The sequence below is a fragment of the Pseudomonas sp. TE3-3-F2023 genome, assembly GCF_036784815.1.
GTDB classification, from domain to species: Bacteria; Pseudomonadota; Gammaproteobacteria; order Pseudomonadales; family Pseudomonadaceae; genus Aquipseudomonas; species Aquipseudomonas pudica.
The window spans coordinates 2,883,754-2,898,473 of the sequence record NZ_CP145113.1; the positions used below are offsets into that span (position 1 = coordinate 2,883,754).

The 14,720-nt window shown below is 64.8% G+C and carries 15 protein-coding genes; 9 read left to right on the forward strand and 6 right to left on the reverse strand.

The window, feature by feature from the left end; genetic code table 11:
• Positions 1-63 precede the first annotated feature (63 nt).
• From V3314_RS13100 to V3314_RS13115, 4 genes are all read left to right on the forward strand, one after another.
• Positions 64-618: a DUF4174 domain-containing protein gene (locus tag V3314_RS13100; RefSeq protein ID WP_153670986.1), complete on the forward strand. Its 555-nt coding sequence runs from the start codon at positions 64-66 to the stop codon at positions 616-618.
• A gap of 163 nt (positions 619-781) precedes the next feature.
• Entirely contained in the window at positions 782-1,273 is a 492-nt protein-coding gene (locus V3314_RS13105; protein ID WP_046615681.1) for a hypothetical protein, read from the forward strand.
• Positions 1,274-1,349: 76 nt separating this feature from the next.
• Positions 1,350-2,198, forward strand: a complete 849-nt coding sequence (locus V3314_RS13110; protein ID WP_153670987.1) for a DUF692 domain-containing protein — start codon at positions 1,350-1,352, stop codon at positions 2,196-2,198.
• Positions 2,191-2,889 (forward strand): putative DNA-binding domain-containing protein, encoded by a 699-nt coding sequence (locus tag V3314_RS13115; protein ID WP_196183595.1) that lies wholly within the window; start codon positions 2,191-2,193, stop codon positions 2,887-2,889. The genes V3314_RS13110 and V3314_RS13115 overlap by 8 nt, the downstream gene beginning before the upstream one ends.
• A gap of 135 nt (positions 2,890-3,024) precedes the next feature.
• Here the strand turns inward: V3314_RS13115 and V3314_RS13120 are convergent, their stop codons facing one another.
• The 4 genes from V3314_RS13120 to V3314_RS13135 form a co-directional block, all read right to left on the reverse strand.
• Positions 3,025-3,513 (reverse strand): DoxX family protein, encoded by a 489-nt coding sequence (locus tag V3314_RS13120; RefSeq protein ID WP_046615678.1) that lies wholly within the window; start codon positions 3,511-3,513, stop codon positions 3,025-3,027.
• A 14-nt stretch (positions 3,514-3,527) separates the two neighbouring features.
• Positions 3,528-4,145, reverse strand: a complete 618-nt coding sequence (locus V3314_RS13125) for a ferric reductase-like transmembrane domain-containing protein (RefSeq protein WP_046615677.1) — start codon at positions 4,143-4,145, stop codon at positions 3,528-3,530.
• A 246-nt stretch (positions 4,146-4,391) separates the two neighbouring features.
• Positions 4,392-5,678 carry a HAMP domain-containing sensor histidine kinase gene (locus V3314_RS13130; protein WP_046615676.1) on the reverse strand — a complete coding sequence of 429 codons (1,287 nt, stop codon included), beginning with the start codon at positions 5,676-5,678 and terminating at the stop codon, positions 4,392-4,394.
• Entirely contained in the window at positions 5,675-6,415 is a 741-nt protein-coding gene (locus tag V3314_RS13135) for a response regulator (RefSeq protein WP_003250463.1), read from the reverse strand. The genes V3314_RS13130 and V3314_RS13135 overlap by 4 nt, the downstream gene beginning before the upstream one ends.
• A 219-nt stretch (positions 6,416-6,634) precedes the next feature.
• On the opposite strand from V3314_RS13135, the gene V3314_RS13140 reads away from it, so the two are divergent.
• A complete protein-coding gene (locus V3314_RS13140; protein WP_135002794.1) occupies positions 6,635-6,910 on the forward strand; it encodes a DUF2790 domain-containing protein in 276 nt (91 codons plus the stop codon).
• Complete coding sequence (locus V3314_RS13145) at positions 6,900-7,436, forward strand: thioredoxin family protein (protein WP_075044653.1); 537 nt, start codon at positions 6,900-6,902, stop codon at positions 7,434-7,436. Before V3314_RS13140 ends, V3314_RS13145 begins: the two co-directional genes overlap by 11 nt.
• A 132-nt stretch (positions 7,437-7,568) precedes the next feature.
• Here the strand turns inward: V3314_RS13145 and V3314_RS13150 are convergent, their stop codons facing one another.
• Both V3314_RS13150 and aroQ read right to left on the reverse strand, forming a co-directional pair.
• Positions 7,569-8,417 carry a shikimate dehydrogenase gene (locus tag V3314_RS13150; protein WP_338459089.1) on the reverse strand — a complete coding sequence of 283 codons (849 nt, stop codon included), beginning with the start codon at positions 8,415-8,417 and terminating at the stop codon, positions 7,569-7,571.
• Entirely contained in the window at positions 8,414-8,863 is a 450-nt protein-coding gene (gene aroQ / locus V3314_RS13155; RefSeq protein WP_046615673.1) for a type II 3-dehydroquinate dehydratase, read from the reverse strand. The genes V3314_RS13150 and aroQ overlap by 4 nt, the downstream gene beginning before the upstream one ends.
• 231 nt (positions 8,864-9,094) lie before the next feature.
• Between aroQ and V3314_RS13160 the strand changes: the two genes are divergently transcribed.
• Genes V3314_RS13160 through V3314_RS13170 form a run of 3 tightly spaced genes read left to right on the forward strand, consistent with a single transcriptional unit; the run spans position 9,095 to position 14,703 of the window.
• Positions 9,095-10,348, forward strand: a complete 1,254-nt coding sequence (locus V3314_RS13160; RefSeq protein ID WP_338459090.1) for a TolC family protein — start codon at positions 9,095-9,097, stop codon at positions 10,346-10,348.
• Complete coding sequence (locus V3314_RS13165; RefSeq protein WP_046615671.1) at positions 10,341-11,540, forward strand: efflux RND transporter periplasmic adaptor subunit; 1,200 nt, start codon at positions 10,341-10,343, stop codon at positions 11,538-11,540. The genes V3314_RS13160 and V3314_RS13165 overlap by 8 nt, the downstream gene beginning before the upstream one ends.
• A 16-nt stretch (positions 11,541-11,556) precedes the next feature.
• Positions 11,557-14,703, forward strand: coding sequence for a CusA/CzcA family heavy metal efflux RND transporter (locus V3314_RS13170; protein ID WP_338459091.1), 3,147 nt, complete (start codon positions 11,557-11,559; stop codon positions 14,701-14,703).
• Positions 14,704-14,720: the final 17 nt, after the last annotated feature.

Consider the following 14,720-nt stretch of genomic DNA (forward strand, 5'->3'; position numbering starts at 1 on the left):
CTCGTCGGATCTTTCTCCCTGATCTGTAGTCTTTTGGTTTATCGAGAGAATAAGGAGATACGCATGCTCGTCCGGTCACTGACCCTCGCCACCTTGCTCGCGTTCGTCGGCCCCGTGTTCGCCGCCGACAGTGACGCGCCGCTGGCCAAGGAACTGGGCAAGGCCAGGCCCTTGGTCGTCATTGCACCCAGCAGCGCCGACCCGACGTTGCGTGGCTTGAACGAGGCCCTGAAGGACCCGGCCACCCAGGCCGCCTTCAAAGAGCGCAACCTGGTGCTGTACAGCGTTGCCAACATGATGGGCAAGCGTGAGGACAAGAACCTCGAGCAGCAAACCACCATGGCCTTGATCCGTGAGTTGAAGCTTGGTGCCAGCAAAGGCACCAAGGTGATCCTGGTGGGCAAGGACGGTGAGCGGCACATGCTCAAGGACGACGAGGAGGGCGAGGCCATCGACCCGCAGGTGATCCTCAAGGCGGTCGATGATCTGCCCGCCAGCGAAAAAGCCGTGACGGCGCCGGAGCCTGTGGCTGCGGCGGCACCGGAACCCAAGGCCAAGGACAGCAAGCCTGGCAAACCCGCCAAGCCGGCCGCACCACCCAAGCCGCTGGAAGACTGACCCTGCACAACGGCCCCGAGGCGCCTTGGGGCCGTTGTGTATCCCACTGTATCTGCCCACGCCGCTGAACCATTCCCATACAAAACCGCACCCCGCGCGATACATCCACGACATACCGCAACGGCCTAATGGCTCCACATTCCAACCACAGTGGAGCAACACCATGACTCAAGTACGAAACACCCTCGGCCTGCTCGGCGCTGCCCTGATCGGCAGCATGGCCTTGAGCAGCAGCGCCTTTGCCGTCGAGCCGTTGGCCCAGGGTTACCAGCTGGCTTCGGCCAAGGTGGCCGGCGAGGGCAAGTGTGGTGAAGGCAAATGTGGTGGCAGCGCCAAGGCCACCCAGGGCGAAGGCAAATGTGGTGAGGGCAAGTGCGGCGCCAGCGCCAAGGCCGGTACCGAAGGCAAGTGCGGCGAGGGCAAGTGTGGTGATGCTTCGTTCGCCAAGACCGACAGCAACCACGACGGCAAGGTCTCGCGCGACGAGTTCCTGGTGGTGGCCAAGGACCGCGCCGGCGACTTCGACAAGATCGACCGCAACCATGATGGCTTCATCTCCGAACAGGAAGCCGCAGATCACCTCAAGGCGATCTACCAGGCCAATGGCAAGACCATGCCCGAGGGCTTGTTCAGCCACCTGACCGGCAAGCCCTGACCTTCTGCCCCACGAACCGCGCAACGCCCCTCCTGCTGGTCAGGCGGGGCGTTGTGCCTGTTGCGGAGACCTGTTCATGCACCCCACATCTTTGTCCTCTGAACCTTTACGGGTCGGGCTCGGCCTGCGCCGCGGCCTGTTGCCGGAACTGCTGGCCATGGAAACTGGCGCCGTGGACTTTCTCGAATGCGCACCGGAAAACTGGATTGCCGTAGGTGGCGCCTACGGCAAGGGGTTGGCGCAGCTGGCCGAGCGTTTTGCCATTACCTGCCACGGGCTATCGTTGTCGCTGGGTGGCAGCGAGCCGCTGGACCGACATTTTCTTGGCCAGACCCGCCAGTTTCTCGATCGCCATCAGGTACGCCTGTACAGCGAGCACCTGAGCTACTGCAGTGATGACGGGCATCTGTACGACCTGATGCCCATTCCATTTACCGACGAAGCGGTGCGCCATGTGGCCGCGCGGATTCGCCAGGCCCAGGAATACCTGGAACGGCGCATTGCCGTGGAAAACATCAGCTACTACGCCGCGCCGTACCAGGCGATGAGCGAACTCGATTTCATCCGTGCGGTACTTGATGAGGCCGACTGCGACTTGCTGCTGGACGTCAACAATGTGTTCGTCAATGCCTGCAACCACGGTTACGACGCCCGCGAATTCCTTGCAGGCTTGCCCCTGGCGCGGGTGACCGGCATGCACGTGGCCGGCCATTACGATGAAGCGCCGGACCTCAAGGTAGACACCCACGGGGCTGCGGTAAAGGAAGATGTATGGGCGCTGTACGCGGTCGCCTGTGCGCGCTTCGGTGTGCAACCGACCGTGCTCGAGCGTGATTTCAACTACCCGCCGCTGGCCGAACTGCTCGCCGAAACGGCGCGCATCCGCACTGTGCAGCGTGCTGCGGGAGGGCATGCAAATGAATGAGACCTTGCGTGAGCAGCAGTACACCTTGGCCCGGCACCTGCGTGACCCGCAGCGCCATGCGCCGCCGCCTGGCATAGAGGCCCGGCGGCTGAAGATTTACCGCGAGCTGTTCTATGGTGCTATCGAAGGTTTGCTGGCCGGCAGTTTTCCGGTGATGCGCCAGGCGTTGGGCGAACAGCGCTGGCATGCGCGAGTGCGAGATTTCTATGCCAACTATCGCAGCCAGACCCCGTTGTTCACCGAGATTGCCGAGACGTTCGTCGACTACCTGCAGGGTGTCGAGCTGGATGCACCCTGGCAGCTGGAGCTGGCGCACTATGAGTGGGTCGAGGCGCAGTTGTATCTGAGCGATGCCGAGGACCCGGCCCATGACCCAGCAGGCGACCTGCTGGAAGGGGAGCCACTGTTGTCGTGCGTGGCACGGGTGTTGGCCTACCGCTGGCCAGTGGAGCGGATCGGGGCGGATTACCAGCCAGCGATCGCGCCAGAGACGCCGACCTTGTTGCTGGTCTATCGCGATGCGGAGTTGAAAGTGCGCTTCGCGCGCCTGGCGCCGCTGGCGTACCGGTTGCTGGCGCTGGAACAGGGCAGTGGGCGGGCGCGGTTGCAGGCGTTGGGCGGTGCTGTGGAGGAGGGGTTGGCGTTGCTGGAGGGGCTGCGCGAGCAGGGGGTCATCATCGGTACATGTTGAATCGTTGTATTGGGGCGCTTTGCGCCCCATCGCCGGCAAGCCAGCTCCCACAGGTACAGCGCATGCCCAGAATCTTGCGCAGTACCTGTGGGAGCTGGCTTGCCGGCGATGGGCTGCAACGCAGCCCCGGCAATATCACCTGCAGAACCGGCCCCTGAGCCAATGATCCAGGCTCAACCGCCCAGCCCCTTTCAGCAGCAGTGGCAGCAACGCCACCAGGTAGATCAGCGGCAACTTGAAGTTGCCAAAACCCTGGTCGGTAATCGCATACCCTTGGGCCAGCTCGGCCAGGCTCGACCAGTGCGCCGGCCAATGCACCGCGGCAATCGCCACCACGGTCACCACCATCAGCCCCAACGAGGCCAGCCGGGTACCTAGCCCCAGCAACAGCAGTAACGGCAGGATCAGCTCCGCCCACATCGACAGCTGCCAGTTCAGCTCTGCAGGCAGCAGGTTGAAGGGGAACGGGAAGTTCGCTTGCAGGTCGGCGAACCAGTTGCTGCCATTGAATTTCTCCCAGCCAGATTCGAAAAATTCCCAGGCCAGAAACAGCCGCAACGGCAGGTCGGCGCTCCAGGTACCGAAACGGTCGAAGGTGGTCAGGGTGCGGGTCAAGGTAGTCATGCTGGTTTCTCTCTTCAGGAAAGGGCACGGGCGTTGCGGCGTTGCTGACGGGCCAGCTTGGCGGTGAGCTTGACGGCGATGGCGCTGAACATCAGGGCGAACGCCAGCGGGTACCAGCCGCCCATGGGGATGCGTTTGTAGAACGATAGGCAGAACACCGCAGCCAGTACCCACATGCCGGTGCTGTGCAGGGCCTGCCAGGCACGGCCACCCAACAGGCGCATCGGGGCCTTGAACGAGGTGATGGTGAGCAGCAGCAGGAACAGGTAGCCGAGGGTACCGGGCAGGCTGGAGGTGAGCGTGCGGCCGGCCCAGAACAGCTCGGGGAATTGCTGGGCGTAGCGGTAGATCAGTACGCCATGCACGGTGTGGGAAAAGGCGAATGCCAGCCCCAGATAGCGCCGTTCCTGAAGGAGGCGGCGGCTGCTTGTGCCAGGCAGCAGGGTCACCAGCGACGACGCCAGGAAGGCCAGCAGGAATAGCGCGAAGGAGCTGCGCGCAGTGGCACGGATCGCGCTGCGCAGGCCGTCGGGATCAGGTTGGCTGGCCAGGACCACGGCGGTCATCGCCAGGGTCAGGCCGGCGAGCGTGGCGAACAGCTTCCAGCCGGAGGGAAGGGTGAGGGGTTTCATCAGGGAGACTCCCAGGTGTGGTTGTGTGACCGGGAGTGTGTCGGGGTGGGGTATCTGCAGTGTGTCGGCGGTGGTGGGGTTGTGTATCGGATTGTAGAAGTCGCTCAAGCGCCGCAGTCCCCGTAGGAGCGGCCTTGTGTCGCGATGTGCTGCGAAGCAGCCTCAGGGTTTCAGCTTCGGCGCATGAATTGCCGGGGCCGCTTTGCGGCCCGAGCGCGACACAAGGCCGCGCCTACCTGAGATTGTTTACTTCAGCTCGATCTGCGCGCACAGCCCGCCGCTTGCACGATTGCTCAGGGTCAGTCGGCCGCCCATCGCCTGGATCAGCTGGTGGGCAATCGCCAACCCCAGCCCGGTGCCGCCGGTGCTGCGGTTGCGTGAGCCTTCCACGCGATAGAACGGCTTGAGCACTTCATCCAGTTCATCACCGGGTATGCCTGGCCCGTTGTCGAGCACGCGGATCACGGTCATGTCACCCTCGCGGCACACCTCTAGCTCGGCAGCACCGGCAAACTTTAGAGCGTTGTCCACCAGGTTCACCAGCACCCGGCGCAGCGCATGGGGGCGAGTTTCCAGCAGGCTGCCGCTGCTGCCATGGCGCTCGACCTGGGCGCCACTGTCCTGGTAGTCGAACACCAGGCTGTCGAGGAAGGCATCGAGGTTCACCCGGCACGGTGCCTCGGTGCTGGTGTCCATGCTGCGGGCATAGGCCACGCCTTCGCGCACCAGGTGTTCCATCTCGCCCAGGTCGCTCCACAGCTTGTCCTTCTCAACCCCGTCGTCCATCACTTCGACGCGCAGTTTCATGCGCGTGATCGGCGTTTGCAGGTCATGGGAAATGGCTGCCAGCAACTGCATGCGTTCCTTGAGGTAGGCAGCGATGCGCGCCTGCAGGGCGTTGAAGGCCACGGCGGCGTAGCGCACCTCGCGCGGGCCGCTTTCATCCAGCTGCACGCCAGGCTTGTCCGGGTCGAGGTTGTCCACCGCGCGGGCCAGGCGGGTCAGCGGGCCGATAGCCAGGCGTACCGCCAGCCAGGTGCACAGCAACAGCACGGCCAACTGGATCAGCAACACCACGGGCAGCCAACGTGCCACAGGAACCGGCGATGGGGTTACGTCGATGGTCAGCGGTGCGCCATCAGCTAGGGTCAGGTGTGCCTGGAAGTGCGCGTTCGGGCCGGGGATTTCCTGGAAGGAAAGGCGATAGTCGGCGCCAATGGCCTTGACGATCGAGTCGGCAGCCATGGGCGGGTCGCTGCTGGGCATGGCTTCGCCCGCCAGGCCATGGTCCAGCCGGTAGCGGTAGGTACGCCGCTCCAGGCGTGGCAACCAGGCGGCGCGCTCGGCCGCGGGCAGGCGGTCGAGGATGGCCACCGAGGTGGCCACGTCCTGCTCCAGGGTGCTGAGCATCATCGAGCGGCTGCTGATGTAGCGCTCGTAGGCCTGCAGGCCGAACGACAGGCCGTAGGCCAGCACCAGGCCGGTGAAGAAGATCAGTGCCAGGCGCGAGGCCAGGGTGCGTGGCCACTTCATGATGGCGACTCGAGCAGTTGCACCGGCAGCGAGAAAACGTAGCCCTCGCTGCGCACGGTCTTGATGCAGCTGGGTTCGCGGGCGTCGTCTCCCAGGCGCTGGCGCAGCCGGCTGACCAGCAGGTCGATGGAGCGGTCGAAGATGTCGGCTTCGCGGCCTTGGGTCAGGTTGAGCAACTGCTCACGGCTCAGCACCCGCTGCGGGTGGTCGAGAAACACCCGAAGCAGGCGATATTCGGCACCACTCAGGGCAACCAGGGTGCCCTCGCTGTCGAGCAGATGGCGCGCGGTGGTGTCCAGCCGCCACTGGCCGAAGCCGAGCAGGCGGCTGCTTTCGCTGATGGTCAGGTTGGGGGGCAGCATGCGCGTGCGGCGCAGCACGGCGTTGATGCGGGCCAGCAGTTCGCGAGCCGAGAACGGTTTGGTCAGGTAATCGTCGGCGCCCATTTCCAGACCGATGATGCGGTCGGTTTCGTCGTTGCGGGCGGTCAGCATCAGCACCGGGGTGTTGCGGTGCTTGCCGGCGCGCAGCTCTCGGCACAACAGCAGGCCGTCGTCGCCGGGCATCATGATGTCCAGGACGATCAGGTCGACGCTGTTGGCTTCGAGAAAGGCGCGCATCTGCCGGCCGTCGGCGACGATGCTGGTGCGTAGGCCATTCTTCTTCAGGTAGTTGCCGACCAGTTCGCGGATTTCGCGGTCGTCGTCGACGATCAGGATGTGATCGACGTGTTCCATGCGCTGCGTTCCTGTGCAAGAGGGGATGGGCGCAGTGTACCGAGCGCGTTAGCGCTTGCCTGCGGGGGTTTGTATTGCAGTGTATCCGGCATGTGTACAGATACAGGAGGAAGCACATCACAGCTTCGGCGACACATACGGGATACCTGGCCGGCGTGAAATGGCTCTCGACCGGGGAGCACAACTCCCCACCCTCAAGCGATACACAGGAGAGATGCCATGAACTTCAATACCTTCGCCCGTGCCACCCTGTTCGCCGTGCTCAGCTTCGGCGCCCTTGCCGCCCAGGCCTCCACGATGCCAATGGACGATACCGGGGTCATGCAGTACCGCTACGGTGACCACCTGGATGTGAAGAAAGTGCTGTCGATACAGGATGACCAGAGTAACGCCTGCGGCCTGGTGAACACTCGCATGGACTACCTCGACTCCAAGGGCCAGCAGCAGAGCGTGCAGTACCGCACCTACGCCACCGGCGGTTGCCATGAGAATTGATCGCCGCTTGTTGTTGAAGGTTGGTGGCATTGCCCTGGCGCTGGCCGGCCTGGGCCTGGCTGGGCACCTGATGGCCCGCGACAGCTACGGTGCCATGCCGTCGCTGTCGGGAGCCAGCCAGTGGCTCAATTCGGCGCCGCTGGATGGCCCCGGGCTCAAGGGTAAGGTGGTGCTGGTGGACTTCTGGACCTGGGACTGCATCAACTGCCGGCGCAGCCTGCCCCATGTGAACGAATGGGCGCGGCGCTATGCCGACCAGGGCCTGGTGGTGGTCGGCGTGCACACGCCGGAGTACGACTACGAGCACGATGTAGGCACCTTGCGTGACAAGGTGGCCAGCCTGGGGATCGGTTACCCGGTGGCGGTGGATAACGACTACAAGGTGTGGAATGCCTGGGGCAACCAGTTCTGGCCGGCACACTACTTTGTCGACCGCAAGGGGCAGGTGCGCCATGTGCACTTTGGCGAGGGGGATTATGGGGGGCAAGAGCAGGTGATACAGGCGTTGCTGGATGAGAAAGGGTGAGTTGTCTGTGCCGGCCTCTTCGCGGCGGTTCGACGACTCGATGAACCCGCTTCCACAGATACTGCACCGTTTGCAGACTTGTGCGATCCCTGTGGGAGCGGGTTTACCCGCGAAGAAGCCAACACCGATCCGTCAGGTGAAACTGGCAAAATGCGCCTGCATCCGCGCCGCATCCGCCTGGCGCCCGCTGAACAGCTCGAACGCCTTCACCGCCTGGAACACGGCCATGTTGCTGCCGTCCAGGGTGCGGCAGCCCAGTGCCCGGGCGGCACGCAGCAGTTCGGTCTCAAGCGGGAAGTAGATGATCTCCGCCACCCACAGGCGTGCATGCAGCAGCTCCACCGGCAGCGGCGTGCCCGGCAGCTTGGCCATGCCTACCGGCGTGGTGTTGACCAGCCCGTCCGCCTCGGCCAGGACCGTGGCCAGGTCGGTGCCGACCACGGCGCGCCCGGCGCCGAAGTGGGCATTCAGGTTGTCCACCAGCGCCTGTGCACGGGCCGCGTCCACCTCGAACAGTACCAGCCGCTCGACCCCTTCACCGAGCAGGGCATGGGCCACGGCCGAACCGGCACCACCGGCACCCATCTGCACCACCTGGTGCCGTGCCACATCCGGCAGGCCACGGCGCAAGCCTTCGGCAAAGCCCAGGCAGTCGGTGTTGTGGCCGACCCGCTTGCCGTCCTTGAGTACAACGGTGTTCACCGCGCCGATGCCACGGGCTTCGTCCGACAGTTCGTCGAGCAACGGCAGGATCGCCTGCTTGAACGGGTAGGTGATGTTGAGCCCGGTGAAACCGGTGTGCTGGGCGGCGTCGAGCAGGCCGGGCAGGGCGCTGTCGTCCAGTTGGAGCTGGTCGGCATCGATCAGCCGGTACAGGTAACGCAGCGCTTGGGCATCACCTTCGTGTTCGTGCAGGGCAGGAGTGCGCGACAGCTGGATGCCGCGGCCGATCAGGCCGGCAAGGATGGCTTGCTGGCTCATGCGCTGCGCTCCTGCAACATTTCGGCGAAGTGGCTGATGGCCATGCGGTAGCCATGGCTGCCCAGCCCGCAAATGACCCCGACGGCGATGGACGATATGAACGACAGGTGACGGAACGGTTCGCGCTTGTGCACGTTGGACAGGTGCACTTCGATGACCGGCACTTCACTGGCCACCAGTGCATCGCGGATGGCTACCGAGGTGTGGGTCCAGGCACCGGGGTTGATCACGATGCCGGCACAGCGGCCACGGGCAGCATGGATCCAGTCGATCAGTTCGCCTTCGTGGTTGGTTTGGCGGAATTCGATTTCCAGGTCATGGGCATGGGCAGTATCGGCGCAACCCCGGGCCAGGTCGGCGAGGGTTTCGTAGCCGTACTGGGCAGGCTCGCGGGTGCCCAGCATGTTCAGGTTGGGTCCGTTGAGCACGAGAATAATGGGCTTCATTACGGGCATCGCTTTGTTGTTGTTGGATGCACCTAGTTTTGTACCGTCTAGTTAGTTTAGTCAATTGGACTAAACCGCTGTACCGGGAAAGTGGGCGATTATCGAACCCTCAGCATGTACATACCCCTGTAGGAGCAGCTGGATTACAAAATTGTAATTTTCCCGCCACCGCTCCGATAAGCACGGCTTTCTAAAGTCCCTCGCCAAAGCTCGCCGACGAGGACCTTTTCCGTGCCCATCCCCCGCAAGACCGCCTTGCTCAGCCTTTTGCTGGCGGGTGTCGCCAGCGCCCAGGCCAGCCAGAGCCTGAGCCTGCCCCAGGCGCTTGACGCCGCCTTTGCCCAGAACCCGGAGTTGGCAGCGGCCAGCCGGGAAATCGGCATTGCCGACGGCGAGCGGCGCCAGGCGGGGCTGATCCCCAACCCGGAACTGTCCTGGGAGGTCGAGGACACCCGCCGGGACACCAGCACCACCACCGTCACCCTCAGCCAACCGCTGGAGCTGGGTGGCAAACGCGGCGCACGCATTGCCGTGGCCGGTGCCGGTCAGGCCATTGCCCAGCTGGACCTGGAGCGCCAGCGCAACGGCCTGCGCGCCGATGTGGTGCAGGCCTTCCACGCGGCCCTGCGCGCGCAGACCGCGCTGGAGCTGGCGCAGCAATCGCAGGCGTTGACCGAGCGTGGGCTGCGGGTGGTGCAGGGGCGGGTGAGTGCTGGCCAGTCATCGCCAGTGGAGGCTACCCGAGCCCAGGTGCAGCTGGCCCAGGCCCAGGCCGAAGTGCGCCGTGCGCAAACCCAGCGCAGTGTGGCCTACCAGGCCCTGGCACGGTTGACCGGTAGCCCGCTGGCAAGCTTCGACCAGTTGCTGGCAGCCAACCTGTCCCCCGGTGATGCGCCCAGCGCCGACACCCTGCTCGACCAGGTCGAGCAAACGGCTGAATGGCGCCTGGCCGCCGCCCAGGTCGAGCGCGGCGAAGCCTCCTTGGGGTCGGAAAAGGCTCTGCGCATTCCCAACCTCACCGTCAGCCTTGGCAGCCAGTACAGCCGCGAAGACCGCGAGAGGGTCAATGTGGTGGGCCTGTCGATGCCCTTGCCGCTGTTCGACCGCAACCAGGGCAACGTGCTGGCCGCGGCCCGCCGTGCCGACCAGGCGCGTGACCTGCGCAACGCTGTGGGGCTGCGCCTGCGCAGTGAAACCCGCAGCGCCGTCAGCCAGTGGGCCACGGCCATGCAGGAAGTGCAGACCTATGACCGCACCATCCTGCCGTCTGCCCAGCAGGCCGTGGACACCGCCACACGTGGTTTCGAAATGGGCAAGTTCGCCTTCCTCGATGTGCTCGACGCCCAGCGCACGCTGATCGAGGCGCGCGGGTTGTACCTCGACGCACTGGCCTCGGCGACCGACGCGCGGGCGCAGGTCGAGCGGATCTATGGCGACCTCGATGGCCTGAGCAACAAATTGAACAGCAGGAGCAACAATGACTAACCCACGCAAGATAGCCATTCTGGCTGCCACCATTGCCGCGCTTGGCCTGGGTGGCCTGGCCTGGACCGGCAACCTCGGCAACGCCTCAAGCACTGAAACCCGGCACGACGACCACGGCGAAGGCAGCCACGGCCACGGCGAGGAACAGGCCGGCGAAGGTCACGAAGAAGAGGCGGGCAAGTTGCACCTGTCCATCGCCCAGATCGAAGCTGCCGGTGTGCAACTGGCCGATGCCGGCCCTCGTGAACTGGGCACCGCCATCAGCTTCCCGGGTGAAATCCGCTTCGACGAGGACCGCACCGCCCATGTCGTGCCACGCGTGCCCGGTGTGGTCGAGTCGGTGCAAGCCGAACTGGGCCAGGCGGTCAAGCGTGGTGAGGTGCTGGCGGTAATTGCAAGCCAGCAGATTTCCGACCTGCGCAGCGAACAACAGGCTGCCCAGCGCCGCCTGGAACTGGCGCGCCTGACCTTCCAGCGCGAACAGCAGCTGTGGCAGGAACGCATCAGCGCCGAGCAGGATTACCTGCAGGCCCGTCAGGTGTTGCAGGAAGCCGAGATTGCCTTGGTCAACGCCCGGCAGAAGGTCGCCGCCGTTGGCCCGGCCGGCGCTGGCAACCGCTATGAACTGCGCGCGCCGTTCGATGCCGTGGTGGTGGAAAAGCATCTGACCGTGGGCGAGGTGGTCGATGAGACCAGCAATGCCTTCACCCTGTCTGACCTGAGCCGGGTCTGGGCCACCTTCGCCGTCGCCCCGCGCGACCTGGACAAGGTGACAACCGGCCGCAACGTCACGGTCAGCGCGCCGGACCTGGGCGCCCGGGTCGAGGGCAAGATCAACTACGTCGGCAGCCTGCTCGGCGAGCAGAACCGTGCTGCCACTGTCCGCGCCACGCTGGCCAACCCCAACGGCGCCTGGCGCCCAGGGCTGTTCGTCAATGTCGCGGTCAGCGTCGAACGCTTCAACGCCGCCGTGGTAGTACCGCAAAGCGCACTGCAAACCTGGGAGGAGCAGACCGTGGTGTTTGCCCGTACCGAGGAAGGTTTCGAGGCCCGCCCGGTAACGACCGGCCGCCGCGATGCCGGCCAGGTGGAAATCACCACCGGCCTTGCCGCCGGTACGCAGGTGGCCGCTGCCGGCAGCTTTGTCCTCAAGTCCGAGCTGGGCAAAGGCTCGGCCGAGCACAGCCATTGATCACGGGAACGTCTGCATGTTCGAACGTCTGATCCAATTCGCCATCGAGCAGCGCCTGGTGGTGATGCTGGCCGTGGTCCTGATGGCCGCGGTGGGTATCCACAGCTACCAGAAACTGCCGATCGACGCTGTACCGGACATCACCAACGTCCAGGTGCAGATCAATACCGCCGCGCCCGGCTATTCGCCGCTGGAGACCGAGCAGCGCATCACCTTCGCCATCGAGACCGCCATGGCCGGCCTGCCGGGGCTCAAGCAGACCCGCTCGCTGTCGCGCTCGGGCCTGTCGCAGGTCACGGTCATTTTCAACGACGGCACCGACCTGTTCTTCGCCCGCCAACTGGTCAACGAGCGCCTGCAAGTGGCGCGTGAGCAGTTGCCCGACGGCATCGAAGCGGGCATGGGGCCGATTTCCACCGGGCTGGGTGAAATCTTCCTGTGGACGGTGGAAGCCGAGCAGGGCGCGCTGAAGGAAGACGGCACGCCCTACACCCCGTCCGACTTGCGGGTAATCCAGGACTGGATCATCAAGCCGCAGCTGCGCAACGTGCCCGGGGTCGCCGAGGTCAACAGCATCGGCGGCCATGCCAGGCAATACCTGATTGCACCGGAGCCCAAGCGCCTGGCGGCCTACAAACTCACCTTCAACGACCTGATCGCGGCACTGGAGCGCAACAACGCCAACGTCGGCGCCGGCTACATCGAGCGCAATGGCGAGCAGTTGCTGATTCGCGCGCCAGGCCAGGTGGCCTCGGCCGAAGACATCGCCAACATCGTCATCTCCAGTGTCGATGGCACGCCAATCCGCGTCAGCCATGTTGCTCAGGTTGGCCTGGGCGAGGAACTGCGCTCGGGCGCGGCCACCGAAAACGGCAGGGAAGTGGTGCTAGGCACGGTGTTCATGCTGATTGGCGAGAACAGCCGCACGGTGTCGCAGGCGGTTGCCGCCAAGCTGGTCGAGATCAACCGCAACCTGCCCAAGGGCGTGGTCGCGGTGACGGTGTACGACCGCACCAACCTGGTGGAAAAGGCCATCGCCACGGTGAAGAAGAACCTGGTCGAAGGTGCCATCCTGGTCATCGCCGTGTTGTTCCTGTTCCTGGGCAACATCCGCGCTGCGCTGATCACCGCCATGGTCATTCCGCTGTCGATGCTGTTCACCTTCACCGGCATGTTCAGCAACAAGGTCAGCGCCAACCTGATGAGCCTGGGCGCACTGGACTTCGGCATCATCGTCGACGGCGCGGTGGTGATCGTCGAGAACGCCATCCGCCGCCTGGCCCACGCCCAGCAACGCCATGGCCGTATGCTGACCCGCACCGAGCGCTTCCATGAAGTGTTCGCTGCCGCCCGTGAGGCCCGTCGGCCGCTGATCTATGGCCAACTGATCATCATGGTGGTGTACCTGCCGATCTTTGCCCTGACCGGCGTGGAGGGCAAGATGTTCCACCCTATGGCCTTCACCGTGGTCATTGCGCTGCTCGGTGCCATGATCCTTTCGGTTACCTTCGTGCCGGCGGCAATTGCCCTGTTCGTCACCGGCAAGGTCAAGGAAGAGGAAGGCCTGATAATGCGCACGGCGCGTCAGCGCTATGCCCCGGTGCTGGCCTGGGTGCTGGGCCGGCGCAAGCTGGCGTTCGCCGCCGCCACCACCCTGGTGTTGTTGTCCGGGTTGATGGCCAGCCGCATGGGCAGCGAGTTCATCCCCAGCCTCAGCGAAGGCGACTTCGCCCTGCAGGCCCTGCGCGTGCCGGGCACCAGCCTGTCGCAGTCGGTCGACATGCAGCAGCGCCTGGAACAGGCGATCATCGCCCAGGTGCCGGAAGTGGAGCGGGTGTTTGCCCGCACCGGCACCGCCGAGATCGCCTCCGACCCGATGCCGCCGAACATTTCCGACGCCTATGTGATGCTGCGTCCGCGTGAGCAATGGGTCGACCCGGGCAAGCCGCGTGATGAGCTGATCGCCGAGGTACAACGTGCCGCCGCCAGCGTGCCGGGCAGCAACCACGAGCTGTCGCAGCCGATCCAGCTGCGCTTCAACGAGCTGATTTCCGGGGTGCGCAGCGATGTGGCGGTGAAGCTGTTCGGTGATGACATGGACGTGCTCAACCGCACAGCCGCGCAGATTGCCAGCAGCCTGCAAGGTGTGCCGGGCGCGTCCGAGGTAAAGGTCGAGCAGACTACCGGCCTGCCGGTGCTGACCATCGATATAGACCGCGACAACGCGGCCCGCCATGGCCTGAACGTGGGCGACGTGCAGGACGCCGTTGCCATTGCCGTGGGTGGCCGTAAGGCCGGCACGCTGTACGAAGGTGACCGCCGTTTCGACATGGTGGTGCGCCTGTCGGAAACCCTGCGCACCGATGTCGACGGGCTGGCCAGCCTGCTGATTCCGGTGCCGGCCGGTTCGGCTGCCGGTGCCGGGCAAATCGGCTTCATCCCGCTGTCGCAGGTAGCCACGCTGAACCTGCAGCTGGGGCCGAACCAGGTCAGCCGCGAGGATGGCAAGCGGGTGGTGGTGGTCAGTGCCAACGTGCGTGGACGTGATCTGGGCTCGTTCGTCGAAGAGGCCGAGCAGACGCTGATCGAGCAGGTGCAGATACCGCCGGGTTACTGGACCCGCTGGGGTGGCCAGTTCGAGCAGTTGCAGTCGGCGGCCGAGCGCCTGCAGGTGGTGGTGCCGGTGGCCTTGCTTCTCGTCATGGCGCTGTTGCTGATGATGTTCAACAACCTCAGGGATGGCCTGCTGGTGTTCACCGGCATCCCGTTCGCCCTTACCGGCGGCGTGCTGGCGCTGTGGTTGCGGGGCATCCCGTTGTCCATTTCCGCTGGCGTGGGCTTCATTGCCTTGTCGGGAGTGGCGGTGCTCAACGGCCTGGTGATGATCGCCTTTATCCGTGGCCTGCGGGAGCAAGGGCGCACGCTGCGGGCCGCGGTCGAGGAGGGCGCGCTGACACGCTTGCGGCCGGTGCTGATGACGGCACTGGTGGCGTCGCTGGGGTTCATCCCGATGGCCTTGGCTACCGGGACCGGGGCCGAGGTGCAAAGGCCGCTGGCGACCGTGGTGATTGGCGGGATTCTGTCCTCCACCGCACTGACCTTGCTGGTGTTGCCAGCGTTGTATCAATGGGCATATCGGCGCGAAGAGGTGCAGGAGGGTTGAGACCCCGGGGCCGCTTT